Origin of the sequence: Paenarthrobacter sp. NPDC089714 (assembly GCF_044748905.1) — a bacterium.
In the GTDB taxonomy this organism is placed as follows: Bacteria; Actinomycetota; Actinomycetes; order Actinomycetales; family Micrococcaceae; genus Arthrobacter.
In genome coordinates this window covers 134,619-158,323 of sequence record NZ_JBIVGX010000001.1, presented here as the reverse complement: position 1 = coordinate 158,323, position 23,705 = coordinate 134,619, and the positions used below count along the sequence as shown (strand labels likewise).

Sequence of the window (23,705 nt, the reverse complement as noted above, 5' to 3'; positions counted from 1 at the left end):
ATGCACGCTGATGAGTCTGATTGCGGCCGGAGCGCTACTTGGCCAGGGCCGATTCGTATTCGCCCCGGATGGTGTCTCCGCCGTTCTTCTTCCAGTCCGCCACCGCAGTCTTGAGTGCGTCCATGGAACCACGGCCCGCAATGACCGCCGTGGCAGCATCGGAGACTGGCTGGCCGAGCTTGGCCCCCTTGCTCGCATTCGTGGGGCTGAACAACGTGCCGCACGGATCTTCCACGCCCAGGGGAATGAGCTTGGAATAGGCGTTGTGCATGACGTCCACAATGTCCTTGTTGCTGGGATCGTAGACCACCTGCTGCGGAGCCGCGAGGTACTTCCACGGCACGGCGTTGTCCAGGAGCGCGCGGTCGGTGACCACGGGGTTGCCGTTGGCATCCAGCGTGTAGTCCGCGCCCTCTGCACCGTAGTTGAGCAGCAGGTACTCTTCACTGCCAAACGGTGCGGCCAGGAAGTTGGCCACGGCCAGGACTTCCTTGAGCTTGGCCTCATCGGCCTTCTTGAGCATCACGGTGGCGAAAGTGATGTTGTCCAGCCACGTCTGGGCCTTGCCGCCGTCGTGGCCCACCGGAATGAACGGGACCGCCTTGTTGGCCTTGTTCGCTGCCGGAACACTGCGCCCGTAGCCCGTGGGACCGATGTACGCGGGCAAGCCGTCATAGATCATGGCTACCTTGCCTGAGATGAAGGAGTTCACCATTTGCGACTTGGTCCAGCCCTCGGAACCCGGGACATACAGGCCGTCCTTGTAGAGCTTGGCGGCGAATTCGATCGCGGCAAAGTATTCGTCCGTTTCGAACGCCCTGGTGAGTTTGCCGCCGTCGTTCTTCCAGACGTTCGGGGTGCGGAACATGTGGTGGAGCATCGTCAGCCCGAACTTGGTGCTGCCCAGGGCCCACTGGTTCTTGGCAGGGTTGGTCAGTTCCTTGGCCACACGGTAGAAATCGTCCTTGTCCTTGATGTCCTCGGTGGACTTCAGGCCCACGGCTTCCAGGAGTGTCTGGTTGACGAAGCCCGAGCCGCCCGTGAGGTTCCGCGGGATGGGCAAGGAGTACAGTTTTCCGGCCTGGACGGTCTGCTTCCAGAAGACCTCCGGGATGGCAGCCAGGTTGGGGTAGTCCTTGACTTTGTCCCCGCCCAGCAACGGAGTGAGATCGGCGCATTTCGCTTGGAGAAACTCCACGATGTTCGGCACGGCGGCACCGTCGTTGAGCATGAGGTCCGGCAGTTCCCCGCCGGCAATGATGGTGTTGAACTTGGTGGCGTAATCGTCCGAGGACACGGACGTGATGTCCACTTGCCCACCCAGGCGCTTCTCGATGGCCTGCCATGCCGGGTTGTCGGCCCGGCCATTCGGGGCCGTGCCGAAGAGGTTGGTGATCGCCGTGATCCTGCCGCCGTTCAAGGGCGCCTTCGCGACGCTCCGGAAAGGGGCGGGGTACTTGTAGAACGCGGCCGGAACGCCCTCGGCGGTGCCTGGAATGTCTGCCATGGACGCCTTCAGCGGAACGGTGGAGGGCAGCAGGGCTTCGCTCGCGTTGGAGGCCACGCCGGTGGTTCGCTGGCCGCAACCGGTCAGGGCGCCGCCGCCGAACAGGGCCAAGGCGCCAATGCCTGCGACCGAGAGGAAGTTCCGGCGGCTGGGGCCGGCAGAGGGTACTGCGTTCATGGGGCTTCCCTTTCAAGTGGAATGGTTGATTAGCCTTTGATGGCGCCGGTGAGGACGCCCTTGGTGAAGTAGCGCTGGAGGAACGGGAAAACGATCACGATCGGAACCAGGGAAATCACGACGACGGCCATCTGGATCGCTTGGGACGGCACCGCCACTTCGGCTACTGCCGAGTCCCCCATCGGCTGGCCGAGCAGCACGTACTGGCGAAGGATCATGGACAGCGGCCATTTGTCGTCGTTGAGGTAGAGCATCGCGTTGAAGAAGGCGTTCCAGTACCCCACCGCGTAGAAAAGCCCGACGACGGCCAGCACACCCCGCGAGAGGGGCAGCACCATCTGGACCAGGATGCGGAAGTCCCCGGCCCCGTCGATCCTTGCGGCCTCGAAGAGTTCCTGCGGGAGGTTCATGAAGAAGGACCGGACCACCACCAGGTTGAACGCGCTCATCAGCGTGGGGAGGACCAGTGCGGCGTAACTGTCCAGCAGGCCGAGTTCCTTGACCATGAGGAAGCTGGGAATGATGCCGGGGCTGAAGAGCATGGTGAACAGTGCCGTCATCAGGAAGAAGCGCCCGCCTACGAGGTCCCGGCGGGTCAGGCCGTACGCCATGGCAACAGTGACCAGCAGGGAAAGGGCCGTTCCAACGGTCGTGATCAGGAGCGAACGGACCAAGGCGTCCGTGACCACGCCCCCGGCAAAGATGGTTTGGTACGCGGCGAACGTGGGTTCTTTCGGGAAGAGCACCAGTCCGTTGTTGGCAGCGATCTCCGACTGGCTGGACAGGCTCGTGGCCAGCACGGCGAGCAGCGGATAGAGGGCCAGGAAGCAAATGGCCACCAGGGCGATGGCCTTGGACAACTGGACAGCAGTGTTGGGCTTCTCCATCCAGGCCGGCCGCTGGCTGCGGCGGTTTACCCTGGCCTTGGCGCCGGCGCGCCCCGGACGGGCCATCAGGGTGCTACTTTGACTTGCCATTGGAATAGACACCTTCCTGTCCAAAGAAATGCGCGAGCTTGTTGGCGCCAAGGACCAGGACCAGGCCAACAACGCCCTTCACGAGTCCCACCGCCGCGGCCGGACCCCACTGTCCGTCCTGGATGCCGTGGAAGTAGACGTAGGTGTCCAGCACTTCACCGGCGCCGGGACCTACGTTGTCCCGCTGCAGCACGATCTGTTCGAAGCCCACCGAGAGGATGCTGCCGAGGTTGAGGATGAGCAGCAGGATGATCACCGGCATGATTCCGGGGAGCGTGATGTGCCACAAGCGGTGACGCGCGCTCGCGCCATCCACGGCGGCCGCTTCGTACAGTTCCTGGTCCACGTTCATGAGCGCCGCCAGGAAGATGATGGTTCCCCAGCCAGCGTCCTTCCAGATGGACTGGATGGTCACCAGGAAGGGGAAGAATTCGGGGGTGGTCATCGCGTCGAAGCGCGGCAGCCCGAGGTTTTCCAGCAGGTGCGGAACGGCGCCCGTGGCACCCAGGACTTCGGAGAACACCGCAACGATGATCACCCAGCCGATGAAGTGCGGCAGGTAGACCACGCTTTGGACGAACTTCCGGATCCTGTCCGAGACGATGCTGTTCAAGAGCAACGCCAGGCAGATGGGCACCGGGAAGAACAGCGCCAACTGGAGTCCCGTGATGACCAGCGTGTTGCGGAGGGCTTCCCAGAAGGCGCCGTCCTGGAACATCGCCGCGAAGTTTTCCAGGCCAACCCACACGCTGTCCATGAAGCCGAGGTAGGGCTTGTAGTCCAGGAACGCGATGATGTTGCCGGCCAAGGGAACGTAGTGGAACACCACGAAGTAAAGGAACCCCGGGGCGATCAGCAGCAACATCACCTTGTCGCGCCGGATCCTGGCCAGGAGGCTCTGCTTGCGGTGCCCGGGCAGCGTTGCGCCCGGAGGCCGTGAACGACGGCGGCCTTCCGCCACCGGGGCCTGCCCGCCGACGTCGGACCTCGCCTGGGGCGGCAGTGTCTGGCTGTTGGTGCTCATGCTTGTCCTCTGTCTGCGCCCCTTGGCGTGCGGGGCGGTGTGGAGTGGCTGGGGTACTCTGGCGCCCCGCGTTGAAATAGTAAGCGTTTACTATGCGTGACAAACTATCCAGAGAACTTATGTGATGTCAATAACATGCTCAAAGCCGCTCCTTTCTGTATGTAGAGCGATTGACAGGCGGCAGATCACGCACCTACTGTGGCGATCAAATAGCAAACGCTTTCTATAACTTTCTACGAGATGCGATGGGATCCACGTGACCACCAAGCTCCAGCAGGCCGGCACCATCAAGGCCGCCTTTGTGATGGGCCGCAACGTCCTGCCCACCTTGTTCAGCACGGAGGACCAAGCCAGGTTGCGCGGCATCGTGAGGCTTGTCAGGGACCAGCCCATCAGCGACTTCTCGGCACCTGGCGCCTTGGGGGAGCTCGCAGATACGGAGCTCCTGATCACCGGCTGGGGTGCGCCCGTCATCGACGGCCGCGTGCTGGACCAACTCCCCCGCCTTCGCTGCATTGTCCACGCCGCCGGAACGGTCAAGACCTTCCTGACACCCGAGGTGTACCAACGCGGCATCGACGTGTCGTCGTCGGCCTCAGCCAATGCCGTCCCGGTCGCGGAGTTCACGTTTGCCGCGATCGTCATGGGCTTGAAGCGTGCCCGGCGTTTCAGCGAGCAACTCCGCACCACAGGCGCCTCACGAAGCACCTTGGGATTCCCGTCCATCGGAACCAACGGCGTCACCATCGGGCTCATCGGAGCCTCCCGTGTGGGCAGGTTGGTGATCGGTCTGCTCAAGAACCTCGACGCAAGGGTCCTGGTCTACGATCCCTACCTGGACGCCGTCGAGGCTTCCCGCCTGGGAGTGGAGTCTGTGGGGCTGGACCAACTCTGTTCACTGTCGGATGTGGTCAGTGTCCACGCCCCGGACATCGCCGAGACGCGTGGCCTGATCGGCCGGCGACAACTGGAACTCATGAAGGACGGGACCCTGGTGGTCAACACGGCCCGGGGAGCCTTGATCGACTCCGCCGCCTTGACCGAAGAGTTGGTATCCGGCCGGCTGGATGCCTACCTCGACGTCACAGATCCCGAGCCCCTCCCGTCGGGCTCTCCGCTCCATGGGCTGCCCAACGTGGTCATCACACCCCATATCGCAGGCGCCTTGGGGAATGAGGTGCACCGCCTGGGCAGCCATGCGGTGACCGAAGTCCGCAGGTTGAGCGAGGGCTTGCCCCTGGCTTATCCGGTATTGGCCGCGGATCTTGCGAGAATCGCCTAGTGACTGAAAAGAGTTCCCCCACAGACCAGCTCCCCGGACGCAGCGGCACCGGCGCAACCATTGCCGACGTCGCGCAGGCCGCCGGGGTGTCAGTGGCCACCGTGTCACGGGCCCTCAGCGGCAACTATCCCGTGGCCAAGGCCACCCGTGAGCGCATCTTCCGTTCCGTGACAGAACTGGGCTACGTGGCCAATGCCCACGCAAGGGCCCTCGCAGGAGCCACCACGCGCACGGTGGGCATCATCATCAATGATGTTGCGGACCCCTTCTTCGCCTACATCGCCCGCGGTGTTGAACGGCAGGCGAGCGCTGAAGGCCGGCTATGCCTGATCACGGCAACCCATGGGGACAAGGAACGCGAACTTGCCCTGGTGGACCTCATGCGCGAGCAGCGGACGGATGCCGTGATCGTGGTGGGTGGAGCCTCGGACGATCCCCGGTACCGCAAGCAGATGGCCGACCGCGCGCGGGCACTGGCAGCCGCCGGTTCCTCGTTGGTGTTGTGCGGCCGCCCTTCCCTGGGCCCTGGTGTCCCCACCAAGATGGTCACTTATGACAACGAAGGAGGCGCCTTCGCTATTACCGACTACCTCATCTCGCAGGGGCACCGCAGGATCCTCTACGTAGGCGGCCCCCGCGATTTCTCCACCACGGCCTCACGGCTGGCAGGTTTCTACCGCGCCTTGGACGCCCGGGGCATCGAACGGGATCCTGATCTGGTACACGAGGGCGCCTTTGGCCGGGGCTTCGGCTACAGCCGGATGAGGGAACTGCTGGACCAGGACCTCCACTTCACGGCCGTGTTCGGCGCCAACGACCTCGTTGCCGCCGGAATCCTGGAAGCCTTGGAAGAGCGGGGCCTCCGGGTTCCCCAGGACATTTCCGTGGTGGGCTACGACGACGTTCCGGTGGCCAGTGAACTCCGGCCACGCCTCACCACGGTGCGGGTCCCCCTGGAAGAACTCGGGCGCGAAGCCGTCCGGCTGGCGCTGGCAGCCACTCCCCACGACGCCGGTGCCTCCGCAGACAACACCCTCACCGTCGGAACGCACATCGTGATCCGCGATTCGGTGTCACCACCCAGCAGATCCTGAGCACTTCTGTTCACTTCTGTTGAGGTGGGCCTCGGCTGATCGTAGGGTTGCTGAAAATTTCCGCCGCACCCATGTAACTGGCACTAGTGGTTGTTCTCAGAGCTGGGAACAACCACTACTGCCAGTCAGTTGCGGCCACCCCTCTCGAAACGGAGCAGTTTTGAACTCAACAGGACACCACATGAGCCGCAGGACCCTCTTCCACGTTGCAGGCGCAGCCGCCCTCGCCGGAGCCATGGTGGCCCAGGCCGGCCCCGCCCTGGCAGCACCGGCCGGGCTCAAAGAACTCATCGACCGCCGCAAGCTGGTCCTCACCGGCGCACGGAGCGCAGAAGGTGTTCCCGAACTCGCCACCCAGCTGGAGGGAATGGGGCAAACTGCCGAAAACTGGTGGACTTCCATGGATAAAGCCCCCGCCCGGACCTCCCTCTGGAACGACATCCCGTTGACCGGCATCGGACAATCCGCCACGGCAACGGGGAACCTGGGGCTGCACTTCAACAGGCTCTACGACATGACCCTGGGGTACGCCGTGCCGGGTAACCCCTACGCGGGCAACGCGGGGCTCGCGGCGGACATCGTCGCAGGGCTCAAGCTGCTCAACGACACCGCCTACAACCCCGGCATCCGAGCCGCCGGAAACTGGTGGTTCTGGGAGATCGGGGTTCCGCGGAAGTCGGTGGACATCCTGACCCTTCTGTATGCGGAGATCCCTGAGTCCCTCAGGACTTCCCTGCTCGCCGCAGTCCGTTGGTTCGCGCCGAACCCGAATTGGCGCGGGCGTGCTACATCCTTGGCGGAGACCGGAGCCAACCGCGTGGACAAGTCCTTGGCGTGCAGCATGCGGGGCATTCTGGACAACAACACAGATGAGATCGCCTTGGGCAGGGACGCCTTGAGCGACACCGTGCGCGGAGGAACCAACAGCGTGTTCACCTACGTGACCAGCGGCGACGGTTTCTACACGGACGGTTCGTTCGTGCAGCACAGTTACCTGCCCTACGCGGGGACCTATGGAGTGGTGGCCTTGGCCGGCATTGCCGAAATCATCGCGATGCTGGGCGGCAGCACTTGGGCCATCAACGACCCCAAGCAATCAGTTCTCCTGGACGCCATTGAAGACACGTACGCTCCGTTCGTGTGGGACGGCCGGATCATGGACACCGTGCGCGGGCGTGCCGTTTCCCGCCAGCGCGAGCCGGACTACGTGAGCGGCTTTGGCTTGATCTCCGCTGTCCTCTTGCTGGCCCCGGGCTGCGAAGAGCCCTACCGTTCGCGCTTCCTGGCACTGGCGAAGGGGTGGTTGGAACGGTGCGCGGACCAGAAGCTGGTAGGCCACCCAACGCAAAGCCTGGCGAAGTCCTTGCTGGCCCTGTCGGTGTTGTCCGATGCCTCCGTGACGGCGGCCCCGGCTCCGGTCTATAGCCGCATGTTCGCGGACCAGGACAGGCTGGTCCACCATCGCCCAGCGTGGGGTTGCACCGTCAACCTTTCCTCCAAGCGCATTGGCCGGTACGAATGGGGCAACAGCGAGAACAACCTGGGCTGGTACCAGGGTGACGGCATGACGTTCGTCTACACGAGGCAGGACCCGGCCCAGTTCAGTGCCGATTTCTGGCCCACGGTGGACCCCTATGGACTGCCCGGCACCACGGTCAACGACCAGGTACGGGCCAGTGGTGCCGGCGGAGCAGGAACGGGCATTCCCCGCGCCTACCAGGCCTTCGCGGGTGGGCTCACAGTCGACGGCCGCTGGGGTGTCATCGGCATGGACCACCTCAACCACAACAAGACTCTCTCCGGCAGGAAGTCGTGGTTCTTCCTCGACGACGCCGTGGTGTGCCTGGGTTCGGCCATCACCGGCACAGGTGGCGCTTCGGTGCAGACCACCATCGAAAACCGCGCCTATGCCCAGGGCAAGGTACCGGCGTTGCGGACCGACTCCCGGAACCGCGCCATGGCCCCCGGGGATGCGGCCGTGGTCCTGAAGCGCTCGCTCCATCTTGAGGGTCACGGTGGTTATGTTTTCCTTGACGCACCGGGAGTCACGGGCAGTCCCGAAGTGGCCGTGGTTCGCCGTACGGGCAGTTGGCATGACGTCAACTCCGGAGCAGATACGGGCGGCAGCAAGGACAACGTCACGCGGGACTACGTGACGCTGACGCACCGGCACGGCAAGGATCCCGTGGGGTCCGGCTACGCGTACATGATGCTGCCTGCCGCGACTCATGACGCCACGTTTTCCCAGTCGGCCAACCCGGACGTGAAGGTGCTGGCCAACTCGGCGGAGGCCCAGATGATCCAGGTGGGCAAGGAAGGCCTGGTGTTGGCCAATTTCTTTGCGGCAGTTGATGCGGCCGGTCATGCGGCATCCGGTCCATGTACGCTCGCCACACATCAAACAGGCGGCAAGCTCACCGTCTCGATTGCCGATCCGTCCCGGACGCAGGCCAGCGTCCGGATCACTCTTCCCGGCACGTGGAACACCCTGCTTAGTGCCGATGAGGGCGTCACCCTGGTGGGCAGCAACACCGTCGAGGTCCAGCTCGACGGTCATGGCCACCAGAAGAACCTGACGCTGGGCACCTAGGCCAGCTCCGCCGTCGAACCTGCCCGGCGAGCACCGCCGTCGAACCCGCCCGGAAGCCTGCGAAACCGCCGGAAGGTTCCGTGCGAAATCGACGGTCTCCCGCGAAATCAGCGGTAACGTGGCAACGCGAAAGAGGCGGGCCGGGGAATCCCCGGCCCGCCTCTCGCAGTAAGTCCTTACGCGTGCGCCTTGATGGCCTTCGCCAGGACGTCAAGGCCGTCCAGGAGCAGTTCGTCGCTGATGACCAGCGGAGGAAGCAAGCGGATCACGTTGCCGTAGGTGCCACAGGTCAGGATGACGACGCCTTCCTGGAGGCATGCGGCGGAAACAGCCTTGGTGAGCTCGGCGTTCGGCTCCTTGGAACCGGCCTGCACGAGTTCGATCGCGAGCATCGCGCCACGTCCACGGACATCGCCAACTACGGAAACTTCAGCAGCCAGTTCGCGGAGCTTGCCCAGGGCGAGTTCCTCGATGTGGCGTGCGCGGCCATTGAGGTCGTGCTGTTCCATGGTGTCGATGGCTGCGAGTGCTGCAGCACAGGCAACCGGGTTGCCGCCGTAGGTACCACCGAGGCCACCCGGGTGGACAGCGTCGAGGAGGTCGGCGCGGCCGGTGATCGCGGACAGCGGGAGGCCGCCGGCGATGCCCTTGGCCATGGTGATGATGTCCGGGACAACGCCCTCGTGGTCAACAGCGAACCATTCGCCCGTGCGGCAGAAGCCGGACTGAACCTCGTCGGCAATGAAGACGATGCCCTTTTCCTTGGCCCAGGCGGACAGCGCCGGGAGGAAGCCTTCGGCCGGAACAATGAAGCCACCTTCACCCTGGATGGGTTCGATGATGATCGCGGCAACCTGGTCGCCACCGATCTGCTTCTCGATCATGGTGATGGCACGCTTGGCAGCCTCGGCGCCGGTGATTTCCGGGTTCTCTTCACGGAACGGGTAGCTCATGGGCATGCGGTAGACCTCGGGCGCGAACGGGCCGAAGTTGGTCTTGTACGGCATGGCCTTGGCGGTCAGGGCCATGGTCAGGTTGGTGCGGCCATGGTAGGCGTGGTCGAAAGCAACCACGGCGTCGCGGCCGGTAGCCAGGCGGGCAACCTTGACGGCGTTCTCCACGGCTTCGGCGCCGGAGTTGAACAGCACGGTGCGCTTGGCGTGGTCGCCCGGGGTGAGGCGGTTCAGCTGCTCGGCAACTGCGACGTAGCCCTCGTACGGGGTCACCATGAAGCAGGTGTGCGTGAAGTGCGCGGCGGCGTTCTGGACGGCGGCGACGACGGCGGGATCGGAGGCACCGACGCTGGTCACGGCAATGCCGGAGCCGAGGTCGATGAAGGAGTTGCCGTCGACGTCGCGGATGATGCCGCCGTCGGCGTCTTCAACGTAAACCGGGACGCCGGAAGCGACGCCGGCAGCAACGACGGCGGAGCGGCGCTCAGCCAGTGCCTGCGACTTGGGGCCGGGGAAAGCGCCGTTGATGTTGCGCTTCTGCTCGATGCGGTACGAGAGTTCGTTCGCGGTGGTGGTCATGGAGTTTCCTTCTTTACTGATGGGGGCCGCACCGGCCGGGGTCCTGGCCGGTGCGAAGCGAAGTGGTGAGCCGGAGGGGACTATGCGATGGGGTTATGCGTCCAGCGCACTCATCACGTGCTTGATGCGCGTGTAGTCCTCGACGCCGTACATGGAAAGGTCCTTGCCGTAGCCGGACTGCTTGAAGCCGCCATGGGGCATCTCGGCCGTGAGGAGGATGTGGGTGTTGATCCAGACAGCTCCGAAGTCGAGGTCGCGGCTCATGCGCATGGCCGTGCCGTGGTCCGTGGTCCAGACGCTGGAAGCCAGGGCGTATTCGACGTCGTTGGCCAGCTCGAGCGCTTCGGCTTCGGTAGTGAACTTCTGGACCGTGATGACCGGCCCGAAGGTTTCCTTCTGCACGATGTCGTCGCTCTGCTTGGCACCGGTGATGATGGTGGGCTCGAAGAAGAAGCCCTTCTCGCCCGCACGGTGGCCACCGGTAACGATCTTGCAGTTCTCCGGCAGGTTCTCCACCACGGAGGTCACGGCGTTGAAATGGTTCACGTTGTTGAGCGGGCCGAAGTAGTTGTCTTCGTCGTTCTGCGAACCGGTCTGCAGGGTCTTGGTGTGCTCCACCATCGCCGCCACCACATCATCGTGGACAGAATCCTCGATGAGCACGCGGGTGATCGCGGTGCAGTCCTGGCCTGCATTGAAGAAGGCAAACTCGGCGATGGCCGCAGCGCTCTTCTTGATGTCCGCGTCCTTGAAGACGATCGCGGGAGCCTTGCCGCCGAGTTCCAGGTGTGCGCGCTTGAGGCCCTTGGCTGCACCACTGGCAACCGCGATGCCTGCACGGACCGAACCCGTGATGGACACCAGGCCGGGGACCTTGTGCTCCACCATCAGCGAGCCGGTTTCGCCGGTACCCAGGACAACGTTGAGGACGCCGGCCGGGAAGATCTCGCCGGCCAGGCGTGCCAGGACCAAGGTGGATTCCGGGGTGGTGTCCGAGGGCTTAAGGACCACGGTGTTGCCCGCGGCCAGGGCGGGGCCGATCTTCCAGATGGCCATGAGGAACGGGTAGTTCCACGGCGCAACCTGGGCCACGACGCCGATCGGTTCGCGGCGCACATAAGAGGTGTGGCCCTCGAAGTACTCACCGGCAGACTTGCCTTCCAGCAGGCGTGCGGCACCGGCGAAGAAGCGGAGCTGGTCAGCGCCGGCGGCAATTTCCTCGGAGGCGATGAGGGAGCGGACCTGGCCCGTGTTGCGGTGCTGTGCCTCCACCAGTTCGTCGCTGTTGGCCTCCACGGCGTCGGCGAGCTTGAGGAGCATGAGCTGGCGCTGGCCGGGCGTGACATGCTTCCAGGTTTTGAAAGCCTCACTGGCGGCGGCCATGGCAGCGTCAACATCTGCCTGCACCGAAATGGGCGACTTGGCGACGATCTCCCCATTCGTGGGATTCACGACATCCAGGAGACCCGTACCTGACGGCGTGACGAATTCGCCGTTGATGAAGTTCTGCAAGGTTTGAACCACGGTGTGCAACCCTCTTTCGGTGTGTTGGCATGGACTGGTTAGCTGATCAGAGCCTATGCCAGTGAGGTGCCCCACGGAATAGTCAGCTGCACACTCCCTGACCCGGCTCTTAGTGCGCTTGCCCAGTGCCGGGTTACCCTTGTATCCATGGCCATGTCCCTCGCTTCCCTCCTTGCTGTCCCCTCCCTGAAACTCCGGAAAACGGGCGCTGCGGAGACCACGTGGAACCAGGACATCAGCTGGGTGGCAGTGACCGAACTCGAGGATCCGCAACGCTTCCTCAACGGCGGCGAATTGGTCCTCACCACCGGCCTGCGCCTCAAGAGTGCCGCGGACCAACGGCGCTTTGTCCGGCAGGTCCAGCGTGCGGGTGCCGTGGGCATCGGCTTTGGCATCGGACTCACCCACGAGGCAGTTCCGGAACCCCTCATCGCCGAGGCCAACCGTTGGGGATTGCCCCTGGTTGAGGTGCCGTATGCAATTCCGTTCATCGCCATCGGCAAGCTCGTGGCGGAATCGCATTCCGCGGACCACTATTCAAACCTGGAACGGCTCCTGGCCGGCCACCAAATTCTGGCCCGCGCCCTCCTCACCGGCGGCGGACTCGCAGAACTACTGAAGCAACTCGGCAGCATGCTGCGCACGGACCTTGTGCTCACCCAGTTCAGCGCCCAGTTGTACAACAGCGTGCCCGGGAAGCCGGCTCCCACCGCGGAGGGCTGGGCCTCCTATCCGATTCCCACGGGCCGCCGCGACGCCTGCACGCTGTGGTTGCGCCAGCCCTTCATCGACTCCGGCATTGTCAGCTATGCCCAAAACCTCATCAGCGTTGAACTCAACAACATGGTCAAGCAGCGTCAGGCCCAGCGCGCCATGGCCGGCCAGGTGCTGGACGACGTCATCCACGGGACCCTGGAAACCATCGAGGCCGCCCGTCGTTTGGCCGGCGTGGGCATCAACAGCACCCGGAAAAACGTAGTGCTGGTTGCCGAATCCACGGCCCACCACAAGCAACTGGTCAGTATCTCGCTGCCGCAGGCGCTGGAAGGCGGCGTGAGCGCCGTCGTCGGGAAGGACCTGGTTGCAGTGGTGGCGGACGACGGCAGTTCGGCCACCGCGCTGGCAAAGAGCCTCAGCGACCACCTTCAGGAGGCGGGAATCCACGCCGTGATCGGCATCGGCGGCGCCTACACCAAGCCGAACGGCCTGCGGTGGAGCTACTTCGAGGCGCGCGACGCCGTGGCGCACGGCTTGCCGGTCAACGAGCCGGAGCGGCTGAGCCTGACATCGTTGCTGCTCGCCAGCGAAGACGTCCCGCTGGCGGACATGGCGAGCGAGTCCCTCACTCCCCTGCGCAAGTTCGATGCCGCCCATGGTGCCGAACTCGTGGCCACGCTCGAAAGCTACCTGAACCACAACGGTTCCGTTGCAGCCGTGGCCGAGGCGCTGACGCTGCACCGGAACACGGTCCGCTACCGGCTGGCCCAGATCACCGAACTCACCGGCTACGACCCCTCCCAGACCCAGGACCGGGTGCAGTTGTGGCTGGCCTTGGCGGTCCAGCGCCTGGGGTCGCGGAACCCCCGGTAGAACGTACGACGGCGGCACTCCCGTTGGGTGCCGCACCGCCCCCTGCGTGTCACGCTGGAGAGATTCGCCACAGAAGTCTAGACATTAGACGTCAAACGTCTAACCTTTAGATATGGCGACGACTTCACTTACTACGACGACAGGAAACATCCCTACGATCTCTCCCGCCGGCACTGCTGCTGCTTCGGTAGCCAGTGCCCGCGCGCCCAAGCCGCGCGTCGTCGCCGTCGTCGGCATTATTGCCGTGGTGCTCATCGGCCTCAACCTTCGTGCCGGCATCACCAGCGCCGCCGCCCTTTTCCACGAACTGCAGCAGTTCCTGGGCTATGGCGCTTTGGTGGCCTCGATCCTGCCCTCCATCCCGCTGCTGTGCTTCGCCGTGGCCGGGCTGGGGACCTCGTGGCTGACCCGCCGGGTAGGCGTAGAGAAAGCCATCTTCATCGCTTTGGCGCTCTTGGCGGCAGGCCTGTTGGTCCGTGGTGTTCCCGCCACTGGCGCACTTCTGGGCGGCACGGTGCTGGCGATGTCCGGGCTGGCTGTCTGCAATGTGGCCATGCCCTCGCTGATCCGTGAGCACTATTCCGAGCGCACCTCCATGATGACCGGGCTCTACACATTCACCATGTCCGGTGGCGCCACGTTCGCAGCGGCCGTCAGCGTTCCGTTGGCGCAGCAGCTGGGTTCGCCGTCCATGGGCTTGGCAGCCTGGGGACTGCTGGGCGTGGCTGCACTCCTCGGCTTCCTGCCCGTGGTCCTGCACAGCCACCGCAATGCCGCCAAGACCGAACGTCCCCGGGTGTCCATGTGGCCGCTGCTGCGCACCCGGTTGGGCATCCTCATCACCGCGATCTTCACCTTCCAGGCCTTCCTTGCCTACGCCGTGATGAGCTGGTTCGCCTACATCCTCACGTCGCAGGGGCTGAGTGCCTCCGAGAGCGGGCTGCAGTTCGGCGTGATGCAGCTGGTCTCCGTTGCTGCCGGCATGGTCCTGCTGGCTTTCGGTTCCCGGCCCGGCATGCTGCGCCCTGCTTTGTACCTGGCCAGCAGCTCCACCCTGGTAGCCATCGGCACCATGCTGTGGTTGCCCACGTCGCTCGCCGTCATCCCGGCCGTCCTGTTCGGCTTCGGGCTGGGCATCTTCCCGCTGGTCCTGGTGATCATCAGCCGCAGCGGCGGCTCCACCGCCGAGACCACTGCGCTCTCCACCATCGCCCAATCACTGGGATACTTGATTGCGGCCATCGGCCCCTTCGGCATGGGGCTGCTCCACAGCGCCACCGGTGGCTGGGTGTTGCCGCTGAGCCTGCTGTCCATTGTGGCCGTGGCGCTCATGGTCACCTGCCACCTGCTCACCAGCAAGCGCACAGCATCCAAGACCCAACCGAGGACGGCATGACCCTTACCCCTTCGCATCGCCCGGTCCTTGCCGAGGAGATCACCGCCAAGCTGCGGGACATGATCAAGTCCGGTGAATGGCCGTTGCAGGAACGCATCCCGGCGGAGCCTGAGCTCATGGCCACCCTGGGCGTGTCGCGGGGCACCTTGCGTGAAGCCATCAAGGCCTTGGCACACTCCGGCATGCTGGAAGTGCGCCGCGGGGACGGCACCTATGTGCGGGCCAACAGCGAGATCTCCGGCGCCGCCCAGCGCATGTACCAGGAGCACACGCAGGAGCACATCGTGGAGGTTCGGCTGGGGCTGGACACCCAGGCAGCCCGTCTGGCCGTCAAGCACGCCACGGCCGAGGACATCGCAGAGATGCGCCGGCTTCTGGCACTCCGCCAGGATGCGTGGCTCGCCGAGGACTACCCCACGTGGGCCGGTGCCGATTGGGAATTCCACGAGCGCGTCGCCCAGGCGTCCGGCAACCCCCTGCTCCACCAGCTGTATGTGTCCTTCGGCGGAGTCTTCCACAACGACCTCCTCCGGCAGCAGCGAAAGGACGGCTTCAACGGCATCCCGCGCGAAGGCCACGACGAACTCGTGGATGCCCTCGAAGCCCACGATCCCGAGGCGGCCGTCTCCAGCGTGTACCGGAACCTCGATTTCTGCGCGGACAAAAGCCCGGTTCAGTCCTGAGCTTTTAGGGTGTGAGTCCGCGATTCCCTTGCAGCCCGGCAACGGGATCGCGGGCTTTCGACGTCCTAGCGAGCCAACTCGATCCCCGCTCCGGCAGCGTCCCGGAACCGGGCGTCGATCAGCACCACGTCCCGGCCCGCCCGGTCCAACAGGCTCGCGGCAACACTGGCCCGGTACCCGGTGGCGCAGTGCACCCAGATCCGTTCCGCTGGCAATTCCGGGATGCGGTGCAGCAGTTCGTAGACGGGCACGTTGAGGGCTCCCTCAACGTGCGAGGCGAGGAATTCGTCCGGCCGCCGCACATCAAGGACCACGTCCTCCGCCGACCGCTCCTGCCGCAGCAGACTCCAGTCGCCGTGCGGGTAGCTCCTTCGCCGCACACCCGGCGCCATGGCGCCCACCCAGCTTGTCCCCGGGCCCTCGGAGCGATCGCCACCCGGCCTGCCGGGTTCTTCCCCGCGGGACCCTTGGCTACCCGTAGAGCGCCCATCGGTGGCAGGCCCGACGGCGGCATCCGGACTTTCGATGCCGATCCTCGCCAGGTCCCGGATCGCCGTGTGCACTTCTTCGTGGGACCCCAGAAGGGTGAGCGGCTGTTCCCAGGGGATCACCCAGCCCAGGTAGCTGGTGAAGTTGGAGCCGTTGCCGTACTCGAAGGCCACGCTGCCTTCCAGATGGTCCTCCGCGAAAGCCACCCTGTGCCGGAGGTCCACCACCCACTCGCCGTCGTGCAGGCGGCGGGCCAACTCTGAAGGTTCAACGGATTCCGGAACATCCAGGTCCGCGGCGGCAGGGCCCGCAGCGTTGAGCGGGCTCATGTGCGCGTAGTAGGCAGGGTAGGCCGTGATGTTCGCCAAGAGTTCTGCCACGAAGTGGTCCTCGCTGGGGTCGGTCAGGGCATGGTTGGACGTTGCCTGCTCCCCCAGGGTGGAAGCATCCTGGTGGCTCGCCGGGCCAATGGAACAGAAGGAACCGAATCCGTGGGTTGGGTAGAGCGCCGCGTCGGGAGATGCCGAAGATACCAAGCGCCGGACGGACGAATACTGGGCGTGCGCCAACGCGGCCGTGTCATTCGGGGTCACGAGGTCCGTCCGTCCAACCGAGCCGTACAGCAAGCTGCCGCCGGAAAACACGGCCTCCGCACCGCCGTCGTGCGTTTCATCCCGCACCACGTACGCAAGGTGCGTGTGCGTGTGGCCCGGGGTGGCGACCACCCGCACGGACAGGCGTCCTACGGAAAAGGTATCGCCGTCCATGACCGGCGCCCGCGCAAACGAAACCTGGTCCGCGGCGTTGACCAGATACTCAGCGCCGTGCTGCTGCGCGAGGACCAGCCCGCCGGTGACGTAGTCGTTGTGGAGGTGGGTCTCAGCGACGTGGGTGATCCGGACGCCGGCTTCGCGGGCGGCAGCTTCCACCCGGTCAATGTCCCGTTGCGGGTCGATCACCAACGCAACGCTGCCGTCGTGCACGAGGTAACTCCGGTCCCCCAGCTGGGGCGTTTCGATGACCACGACGTCCATGCTTCAGGGTACCGCTGAGGGTTAACCCCGTTAAAGCAGCAGCGGGGCCACTCGAAATGAGTGACCCCGCTTGCCGGATAAAAAACTAGACCTGCGCAGCTACGCCGTCGCGGGAGATGCTGACCATTTCCTCGCGCGGAACAACCTTGATGCGCTCACGCTTGACCTCAACACCGTGCGACGTGCCGGCCTCGGTAGCCGCTGCGCCGAGGGCGAGTTCGTGGGCGTCGAGGGCGAGCCAGCCTTCCCAGCTGGTGAACTGCACGCCGCGGGAATCCAGGAGTTCCACCATGGCGTCGGCGGAGGGAACCTCGGCGAACGGCAGGTTTTCGCGGTCCTCGAGCAGGTACGTGACGGTCTCAAGCGCGTCGCCCTTGGTGTGGCCGATGAGGCCAACCGGACCACGCTTGATCCAGCCCGTTGCGTAGAGGCCCGGAACGTGCTGGCCGTCGGCATCCAGGACGCGGCCGCCGTCGTTCGTTACGACGCCCTTCTTGTGGTCGAACTCAACATCCGGCAGGGCCGAACCGAAGTAGCCGATGGCGCGGTACACGGCCTGGACCGGGTAGTCGATGAATTCGCCGGTGCCGCGGGCGTTGCCCGTGCCGTCCAGCTCGGTGCGCTCGAACTTGATGCCGGCAACCTTGCCCGGGGTCTCCGGGGAGTCGACGATCTCCACCGGGCTGTGCAGGAAGTGCAGGTGCAGGCGGCGGGAAGCCTTGAGCTCGGAGAGGTCCTCGGGCTGCTCGGCGATCCAGTTGGTGAGCGTGCCAACCATGGTCTTGACCTGGTTGTTGCTCTGGATGGCCTCGTCCGAGGCTTCGTCGAACTCGAAGTCCTCGGCGTAGAGGATGATGTCGACGTCCTTGGAGTGCGAGAGTTCGCGGAGTTCCAGCGGGGTGAACTTCACCTGGGCCGGGCCGCGGCGGCCGAAGACGTGCACGTCGGTGACCGGCGAAGCCTTCAGCCCGGCGTAGACGTTGTCCGGGATTTCGGTGACCAGCAGGTCATCGGCGTGCTTGGAAAGGACGCGGGCCACGTCCAGGGCCACGTTGCCGTTGCCGAGGACAGCGATTTCGGTGGCTTCCAGCGGCCATTCGCGGGAAACGTCCGGGTGTCCGTCGAACCAGGAGACGAAGTCGGCGCCTCCGAAGGAACCCTCAAGCTCAATGCCCGGGATGTTCAGGTCCGCGTCCTTGATGGCGCCTGTTGCGAAGATGATGGCGTCGTAGTGCTTGCGGAGGTCCTCGATGGAGAGGTCCGTGCCGTAGTCCACGTTGCCGAAGAAACGGATATCGCCGCGGTCCAGCACCTTGTGGAGGGCGTTGACGATGCCCTTGATGCGGGGGTGGTCCGGAGCCACGCCGTAGCGGATCAGGCCGTACGGTGCCGGGTAGCGGTCAAAGAGGTCGATGCTGACGGTGAGTTCGCCGCTCTTGACGGCTTCGCTCTTGGTCAGGATGTCAGCTGCGTACACGCCGGCAGGGCCGGAGCCGATGACGGCGACGCGAAGCGGACGGTCCGCAGAACCTACGGGGGTGCTAGTTGACACGGCTGTGTTCCTTCTTCTTCTCAGTCCTCCCAACTGAGTCGCAGTTGTGCGCGTTTTGAGGGCTCACAACGCGCACTATTGCGACTTAGTTGGGTTGGGCGGGGCTTAGTTGGTGCGGACGCGGGGACGGTTGGGGGTAATGGTGCTGTAGTCAGCGGTCTTGAAGTGCTGGGGCGCAAACGGGCTGACACGGACAACATCGCCAATGACAATCACCGCTGGATTGGCCACGCCGACGGCTTCCGCCTGGTCGGCGATAGTCTCCAACGTGCCGATCGTGACGCGCTGTTCCGGCAAATACCCGTTTTCTACGATACCTACTGGAGTGTCCAAAGGCAGACCCGAGCCTGCCAGGGCCGCCGCAGACTCACGCAATTGGGCCACTCCCATGAGCAACACCACAGTGTGGTCGGGGCGTGCGGGGACTTCGGACAACTCTTCATGGCCGGTCACCACGCTGAAGCCCTTGGCCAGTCCACGGTGGGTCACGGGAATGCCGGCCGCGGCCGGAACCGAGATTGCGGATGTCACGCCGGACACCACTTCAACCTCGACGCCGTTCTGCCGGCAGAATTCTGCTTCCTCGCCACCGCGGCCCAGGACGTAGGGGTCGCCGCCCTTGAGGCGGACCACGCGGTTGCCCTTGAGGGCTTCCTCCACGAGGATGCGGTTGATCTCAAGCTGAGGGACCGGGTGGTGGCCGGGGGTCTTGCCCACCTCGATCACGCGGACGTCCGGCGCCAGTTCTGCCAGCAACCCGCGCGGGCCAAGACGGTCAGCAACTACGACGTCGGCCTGGCCCAGGAGGCGGCGACCGCGGACGGTGATGAGTCCCGAGTCGCCCGGGCCACCGCCAATGAGGGCTACCGAACCGTTCGCTCCCGGCTTGCGGTGCCGGCGCAGCGGGAGACCGCCGGTCTCCAAGGCTGTCGCAACGGCATCACGCAGGGCCATCGCACGGCGCGGGTCTCCCCCGGCGTTGATGGCGATCTTGACGTCGTCCACCACGGCCACGGCGGGGGTCCATGCGGCCGATGATTCATGGTCGGAGGCGTTGACGCACCAGATGCGCTGCGCTTCGGCGTCGTTCGCTACCTGGGTGTCCACGGCGGGAGTGCCGGTGGCAGTCTGGACGAACCAGACGCCGTCGAGGTCTTCCGTGCGGTACTCGCGCTGCTCCCAGGCCAGCAGGCCCGAATCCACCAGGCCGCGGAGTTTTTCGGAGGCAATGGGAGCGACGACCGTAACTTTCGCTCCGGCGTCGAGCAGTCCCTTGGCGCGGCGCGCCGCGACTGGTCCGCCGCCCACCACCAGCACCGGGCGGCCAAGGAGGCGCAGTGCTGTGGGGTAAATGTCCTGTATTGCCATGAAAAAACTGTAGGGCTGGCGCGTAACATGCTTCAAAGGCCCGGACACACCCGGTAACGCTGGGTAATGCAGCGTCACAAATGACGCAACCCAAGGATGCCGCAGGTGCTCAGAAGACGGACCAGCCAGTGCGGGTTGTGAATTCGTCCAGTGCTGCCACACCGGCCACCGAGTTTCCCGAACGCCCCAGGCCTGGGCTCCAGACGCTGATGGCACACTTGTTGGGAACCACCGCGACTATTCCGCCTCCCACTCCGCTCTTGCCCGGCAGCCCTACCCGGTACGCAAATTCGCCCGCTGCGTCGTAGGTTCCGCACGTGAGCATGACGGCGTTGATCCTCTTCGTTTGGGCCGGCGACAACACCAGAGACCCGTCAGCTCCGAGGCCGTTGGAGGCCAGGAACCGGGAAGCAAGAGCCAAGTCCTCGCAGGTCATGGCCAGGGCGCACTGCTGGGCGTAGGACTCCAGGACCTCGTCCACAGGATTTTCGAGGTTGCCGCAGCTGGCCAGAAAGTGGGCCAGCGAGGCGTTCCGGTGACCGCTTTCCAGTTCGGACGCAGCCACGCGTTGGTCGGTTTCAACCAGCCCGTTTCCGGATTCGCGCCGCATTAGCTCCCGTACGGCTCCTGCCGCGTCTCCGGTCAGGCTCAGCAGTCTGTCCGTCACCACGATTGCGCCCGCGTTGATGAACGGGTTGCGGGGTATGCCTTCCTCGCTTTCCAACTGGACCAGCGAGTTGAAGGGGTTGCCCGACGGCTCCCGGAAGACACGCTTCCAGATTCCATCGCCGTCTCTGGAGAGCACCAGCGCCAGGGCAAAGACCTTGGAAATACTTTGGATGGAAAACTCCACGTGCGCGTCGCCTGCAGAGTAGACCTCGCCTTCACGCGTCACCAGGGAAATGCCGAATTGATGGGGATCCACCGCGCCGAGCTGTGGAATGTAACCGGCCACTTGTCCCTGGCCGACATGCGGTTGAACCGCTCCTGCAATGTCTTCGAGAAGGTTTTGGATGTCCATCTTTACCTTTGCTGGCTTCGTCAACCCCCTCCTCGTTGAAGGGGCGTACACATGCGCCGAAGGTGTTCACGCAGCGACGCACAGCCAATAACAGTACCGTTCGGGGCGTCGCAGGGCTTGTTCAATGGAAGCGCACGGGTGATTGGGGTCGTAGTCCACGCCCAACTGTTGGGCGCAGTGGTGGTTGCGCCGGCGCGGCCTGGATCTTTTTTCGCCAGGGACCTTGACTGTTATGGTCGGAGCATGAATCGCGAGGTCGCGTCAGGTACGTTCCTTCTGATGGTGACCCCACTCCTGGCTGGCTGTCTGGGCGACTACTCCGCATCCGGCGACTGCAACGATCTGGCGAATGAGATCTCCCACGTCATCGAAAAGTCCATCGGGTCCGCGCCATCCCTGGACAGCGCGCGGGGCGACGGAGGGATGACGCCATGGTGCCGGATCGATTTCACAACCACCGATGAGTATGCGGCCGACGATAAGCGCCTCAGCGCGCTGAAAACCGACGTCGAGGCTGGAATGGCCAACTGGTCACGTGGCATCGTCGTGACAATACATGGCGGCAACGACCGCAGCATTGAGCTTCTCTCACCTGGCGAACAGGACTGAACAGCGCAACCCTGTTCTATCGTGCCTGTCCTCGCCCTCCAATGACCCGATCTCTCGTATGACCCGATGCTGGAGGTCTTCCGTTGCCGGTCGACCGTCATGAGAAATCCACCCATAGCGGCCGTCTGCCGTTACGCTAACGCTGGATCGCGTCTCCTTGCACCATGTCGTCCCAACTTGGCTTCCAGCCGAACGCAGGGGCGACGTGTTTGGCCACATTCCCCAGGAGCTTTGCGTTGTACTCCACGCCCAACTGGTTTGGAACCGTGAGCAGCACGGTGTCCGCTGCCTGCACCGCCGCGTCCTGCGCGAGTTCCTCGGCCAGTTGCTCCGGGGAGCCGATGTAGCTCTTACCGAAACGGGACAGGGCGCCGTCGAGTATCCCCACTTGGTCCTCGCGATCAGCCTTCGCGCGCAGACCAAAGTAGTGGTTGTCTTCCGCGTCCACGATCGGAATGACGCTGCGGCTTACGGAAACCCTTGGCTCGAAGTCGTGACCCGCTGCTGCCCAGGCATCCCTGAACATCTGGATTTGTTCGGCCTGCAGCTGACCGAAGGGCACGCCGGTGTCCTCGGTAAGGAGAGTTGAGCTCATCAGGTTCATGCCTTGCTCGGCCGCCCAGACTGCGGTCTTCCTGGTGCCGGCACCCCACCAAATCCGTTGTGGAAGGCCGGGTGACTGTGGCTGGATGGGAAGCAGCCCGGTAGCGCCTCCTGCGTAATGCGGGTCTGCCTGGGCTACGCCGTGTCCTGCAATGGCCTTGCGGAACAAGGCAGTATGGCGTCGTGCCATGTCGCCGCCGTCCTCGCCCTCCTCAGGAACGTAACCGAAATTGGAAGCGCCGTTCAGCGCCGGCTCGGGTGAACCACGGCTCACGCCGAGTTGCAGCCTGCCGTCGCTGATCAGGTCTGTGGCCGCTGCTTCCTCCGCCATGTACAACGGGTTTTCGTAGCGCATGTCGATCACGCCCGTGCCCATTTCGATGCGACTGGTGCGTGCTGCGATGGCACTCAGGAGCGGGAAAGGCGAAGCCTGCTGCCGGGCGAAGTGGTGCACGCGGAAGAACGCGCCATCAACGCCTAGCTCCTCAGCGGCGACAGCGAGCTCGATCCCCTGCTTGAGGGCTTCGCCTGAGGTGGGAACCAGTGAACCGGGGACGCGGGCCCAATGGCCGAAGGAAAGGAAACCGATCCGTTTCTTGTGCATGTCCGGGACAACGCCGGGCCGTGCCCGCTCATTCCGCGCAGGTCAGGTTTGTGCTGCGAACCACTCGGTAACCGGACTACGAGCCGCCTTCCGTGCCCGCCCAGGCTGCCACCGCCGTCGTGCGTAAAACCCTAAGCAGCCCGGCGGTAGTGCATGGCCACAGCTCCGTTGCTGAGCGGCAACGCCTCGACCAGTTCGAGGCGCCGCGTGCCCGGCAGTCCGTCCTGATAGAGGGTGGGGCCGTGGCCGGTGATCATGGGGTGGAGCAGGAATTTGTACTCGTCGATCAGGTCCAGCCTGTCCAGCTCCGTGGCCAGCTTGCCGCTGCCCACCAGCACCCCGTCGGGAGTGTTGTCCTTGAGTTCCTGGACGGCTGTCCGCAGCTCGCCCGTCAAGTGGTGGCTGTTGGTCCACGGGAACTCGCTTCGCGTTCCGGAAACGACGTACTTCGGCTTCGTCTCCAATTTGTCCGCCCACTCCTTCAGGGCCGGCGGCGCATCGACCTCGCCGCGAGCGACCAGCGGCCAGTAGGCTTCCATCATTTCGTAGGTGGTGCGGCCCCAAAGCATGGCCCCGCCTTGGTCCAAAAGGCGGGTGAAGTGCGCATGCGTCTCGTCGTCGGCGATGCCCTCACGGTGGTCGACGCAGCCATCCAACGTGACGTTGATACTGAAAGTAAGGAGTCCCATCTGGCGATCCTAGCCCTCGGATGCGGGCGCGTCAGCGGGTGCCTCCCGCTACGGCACCCGTTCCCGCCACCCGCACCCCGCACCCCGCGGCTGAACCCGCCACGTTGCCGCCGACAGCACCAGTTCGCGCCATCCGCACCCGTTAGAACGGGAGCACTGGGCGCGAAGGGGTGCGGGGCAGACGAAGAAGGGGAGCGAACGGCGGGAACGGCAGCATAGGGCGCGAAAGGTTGCGGGGCAGACGAAGAAGGGAGAGAGCAACCGCGCAAATCGGACGATACGTGGGAGAGGATCGCGGGGAAAGGGGTGTTCGGTGAGAGAGCGTCCGCAACAAAGGGGTGTTCGGTGAGAGAGCGTCCG

Annotated in this window: 18 protein-coding genes; 7 read left to right on the top strand and 11 right to left on the bottom strand. The window is 64.6% G+C overall.

Annotated features, from left to right (window positions below; translation table 11 throughout):
* Positions 1-34: 34 nt before the first annotated feature.
* From ACIPY3_RS00650 to ACIPY3_RS00640, 3 genes are read right to left on the bottom strand one after another with little or no spacing between them, the layout of a single operon-like run.
* The gene (locus tag ACIPY3_RS00650) at positions 35-1,684 is read right to left on the bottom strand and encodes an extracellular solute-binding protein (protein ID WP_400328834.1); all 1,650 of its coding nucleotides are present in this window, start codon (positions 1,682-1,684) and stop codon (positions 35-37) included.
* Between the two features lie 29 nt (positions 1,685-1,713).
* Complete coding sequence (locus ACIPY3_RS00645) at positions 1,714-2,661, bottom strand: carbohydrate ABC transporter permease (RefSeq protein ID WP_400328832.1); 948 nt, start codon at positions 2,659-2,661, stop codon at positions 1,714-1,716.
* Positions 2,645-3,685 (bottom strand): ABC transporter permease, encoded by a 1,041-nt coding sequence (locus ACIPY3_RS00640; protein WP_400328830.1) that lies wholly within the window; start codon positions 3,683-3,685, stop codon positions 2,645-2,647. The genes ACIPY3_RS00645 and ACIPY3_RS00640 overlap by 17 nt, the downstream gene beginning before the upstream one ends.
* Positions 3,686-3,941: 256 nt before the next feature.
* On the opposite strand from ACIPY3_RS00640, the gene ACIPY3_RS00635 reads away from it, so the two are divergent.
* From ACIPY3_RS00635 to ACIPY3_RS00625, 3 genes are all read left to right on the top strand, one after another.
* A complete protein-coding gene (locus tag ACIPY3_RS00635) occupies positions 3,942-4,967 on the top strand; it encodes a hydroxyacid dehydrogenase (RefSeq protein WP_400328827.1) in 1,026 nt (341 codons plus the stop codon).
* Positions 4,967-6,061, top strand: a complete 1,095-nt coding sequence (locus ACIPY3_RS00630) for a LacI family DNA-binding transcriptional regulator (RefSeq protein ID WP_400328824.1) — start codon at positions 4,967-4,969, stop codon at positions 6,059-6,061. The genes ACIPY3_RS00635 and ACIPY3_RS00630 overlap by 1 nt, the downstream gene beginning before the upstream one ends.
* Before the next feature lie 181 nt (positions 6,062-6,242).
* Entirely contained in the window at positions 6,243-8,651 is a 2,409-nt protein-coding gene (locus ACIPY3_RS00625; protein WP_400328821.1) for a polysaccharide lyase 8 family protein, read from the top strand.
* A gap of 176 nt (positions 8,652-8,827) precedes the next feature.
* Here ACIPY3_RS00625 and gabT read toward each other — a convergent pair whose 3' ends face one another.
* Together gabT and ACIPY3_RS00615 are read right to left on the bottom strand one after the other, a co-directional pair.
* Positions 8,828-10,183: a 4-aminobutyrate--2-oxoglutarate transaminase gene (gabT, locus tag ACIPY3_RS00620; protein ID WP_400328818.1), complete on the bottom strand. Its 1,356-nt coding sequence runs from the start codon at positions 10,181-10,183 to the stop codon at positions 8,828-8,830.
* A 93-nt stretch (positions 10,184-10,276) separates the two neighbouring features.
* Positions 10,277-11,707, bottom strand: coding sequence for an aminobutyraldehyde dehydrogenase (locus ACIPY3_RS00615; RefSeq protein WP_397324399.1), 1,431 nt, complete (start codon positions 11,705-11,707; stop codon positions 10,277-10,279).
* Positions 11,708-11,854: 147 nt separating this feature from the next.
* On the opposite strand from ACIPY3_RS00615, the gene ACIPY3_RS00610 reads away from it, so the two are divergent.
* From ACIPY3_RS00610 to ACIPY3_RS00600, 3 genes are all read left to right on the top strand, one after another.
* The gene (locus tag ACIPY3_RS00610; protein WP_400328814.1) at positions 11,855-13,297 is read left to right on the top strand and encodes a PucR family transcriptional regulator; all 1,443 of its coding nucleotides are present in this window, start codon (positions 11,855-11,857) and stop codon (positions 13,295-13,297) included.
* Between the two features lie 112 nt (positions 13,298-13,409).
* Positions 13,410-14,693, top strand: a complete 1,284-nt coding sequence (locus ACIPY3_RS00605; protein WP_400328811.1) for an MFS transporter — start codon at positions 13,410-13,412, stop codon at positions 14,691-14,693.
* Positions 14,690-15,376, top strand: a complete 687-nt coding sequence (locus ACIPY3_RS00600) for a FadR/GntR family transcriptional regulator (protein ID WP_400328808.1) — start codon at positions 14,690-14,692, stop codon at positions 15,374-15,376. Before ACIPY3_RS00605 ends, ACIPY3_RS00600 begins: the two co-directional genes overlap by 4 nt.
* 65 nt (positions 15,377-15,441) lie before the next feature.
* Here ACIPY3_RS00600 and ACIPY3_RS00595 read toward each other — a convergent pair whose 3' ends face one another.
* The 4 genes from ACIPY3_RS00595 to ACIPY3_RS00580 form a co-directional block, all read right to left on the bottom strand.
* Positions 15,442-16,899 (bottom strand): rhodanese-like domain-containing protein, encoded by a 1,458-nt coding sequence (locus tag ACIPY3_RS00595; RefSeq protein ID WP_400328805.1) that lies wholly within the window; start codon positions 16,897-16,899, stop codon positions 15,442-15,444.
* A gap of 85 nt (positions 16,900-16,984) precedes the next feature.
* Complete coding sequence (locus ACIPY3_RS00590; RefSeq protein WP_400328802.1) at positions 16,985-18,451, bottom strand: FAD-dependent oxidoreductase; 1,467 nt, start codon at positions 18,449-18,451, stop codon at positions 16,985-16,987.
* Positions 18,452-18,556: 105 nt separating this feature from the next.
* On the bottom strand, positions 18,557-19,819 hold the full coding sequence (cobA, locus tag ACIPY3_RS00585) for a uroporphyrinogen-III C-methyltransferase (RefSeq protein WP_400328799.1): 1,263 nt from the start codon (positions 19,817-19,819) through the stop codon (positions 18,557-18,559).
* Between the two features lie 109 nt (positions 19,820-19,928).
* On the bottom strand, positions 19,929-20,840 hold the full coding sequence (locus tag ACIPY3_RS00580; protein ID WP_400330572.1) for a glutaminase: 912 nt from the start codon (positions 20,838-20,840) through the stop codon (positions 19,929-19,931).
* A gap of 243 nt (positions 20,841-21,083) precedes the next feature.
* On the opposite strand from ACIPY3_RS00580, the gene ACIPY3_RS00575 reads away from it, so the two are divergent.
* Positions 21,084-21,449, top strand: a complete 366-nt coding sequence (locus ACIPY3_RS00575) for a hypothetical protein (protein ID WP_400328796.1) — start codon at positions 21,084-21,086, stop codon at positions 21,447-21,449.
* Between the two features lie 136 nt (positions 21,450-21,585).
* On the opposite strand, the gene ACIPY3_RS00570 is transcribed toward ACIPY3_RS00575, so the two are convergent.
* Positions 21,586-22,656 carry an LLM class flavin-dependent oxidoreductase gene (locus ACIPY3_RS00570; protein ID WP_400328793.1) on the bottom strand — a complete coding sequence of 357 codons (1,071 nt, stop codon included), beginning with the start codon at positions 22,654-22,656 and terminating at the stop codon, positions 21,586-21,588.
* 131 nt (positions 22,657-22,787) lie between these two features.
* Positions 22,788-23,345 carry a dihydrofolate reductase family protein gene (locus ACIPY3_RS00565; RefSeq protein WP_400328790.1) on the bottom strand — a complete coding sequence of 186 codons (558 nt, stop codon included), beginning with the start codon at positions 23,343-23,345 and terminating at the stop codon, positions 22,788-22,790.
* Positions 23,346-23,705: the final 360 nt, after the last annotated feature.

Coding starts and splice junctions, on each gene's coding strand:
- ACIPY3_RS00610 (WP_400328814.1), top strand. CDS start 11,855: ATGGCCATGTCCCTCGCTTCCCTCCTTGCTGTCCCCTCCCTGAAACTC.
- cobA (WP_400328799.1), bottom strand. CDS start 19,819: ATGGCAATACAGGACATTTACCCCACAGCACTGCGCCTCCTTGGCCGC.
- ACIPY3_RS00565 (WP_400328790.1), bottom strand. CDS start 23,345: ATGGGACTCCTTACTTTCAGTATCAACGTCACGTTGGATGGCTGCGTC.
- ACIPY3_RS00595 (WP_400328805.1), bottom strand. CDS start 16,899: ATGGACGTCGTGGTCATCGAAACGCCCCAGCTGGGGGACCGGAGTTAC.
- ACIPY3_RS00605 (WP_400328811.1), top strand. CDS start 13,410: ATGGCGACGACTTCACTTACTACGACGACAGGAAACATCCCTACGATC.
- ACIPY3_RS00650 (WP_400328834.1), bottom strand. CDS start 1,684: ATGAACGCAGTACCCTCTGCCGGCCCCAGCCGCCGGAACTTCCTCTCG.
- ACIPY3_RS00645 (WP_400328832.1), bottom strand. CDS start 2,661: ATGGCAAGTCAAAGTAGCACCCTGATGGCCCGTCCGGGGCGCGCCGGC.
- ACIPY3_RS00625 (WP_400328821.1), top strand. CDS start 6,243: ATGAGCCGCAGGACCCTCTTCCACGTTGCAGGCGCAGCCGCCCTCGCC.
- ACIPY3_RS00600 (WP_400328808.1), top strand. CDS start 14,690: ATGACCCTTACCCCTTCGCATCGCCCGGTCCTTGCCGAGGAGATCACC.
- ACIPY3_RS00570 (WP_400328793.1), bottom strand. CDS start 22,656: ATGCACAAGAAACGGATCGGTTTCCTTTCCTTCGGCCATTGGGCCCGC.
- ACIPY3_RS00640 (WP_400328830.1), bottom strand. CDS start 3,685: ATGAGCACCAACAGCCAGACACTGCCGCCCCAGGCGAGGTCCGACGTC.
- ACIPY3_RS00575 (WP_400328796.1), top strand. CDS start 21,084: ATGAATCGCGAGGTCGCGTCAGGTACGTTCCTTCTGATGGTGACCCCA.
- ACIPY3_RS00580 (WP_400330572.1), bottom strand. CDS start 20,840: ATGGACATCCAAAACCTTCTCGAAGACATTGCAGGAGCGGTTCAACCG.
- gabT (WP_400328818.1), bottom strand. CDS start 10,183: ATGACCACCACCGCGAACGAACTCTCGTACCGCATCGAGCAGAAGCGC.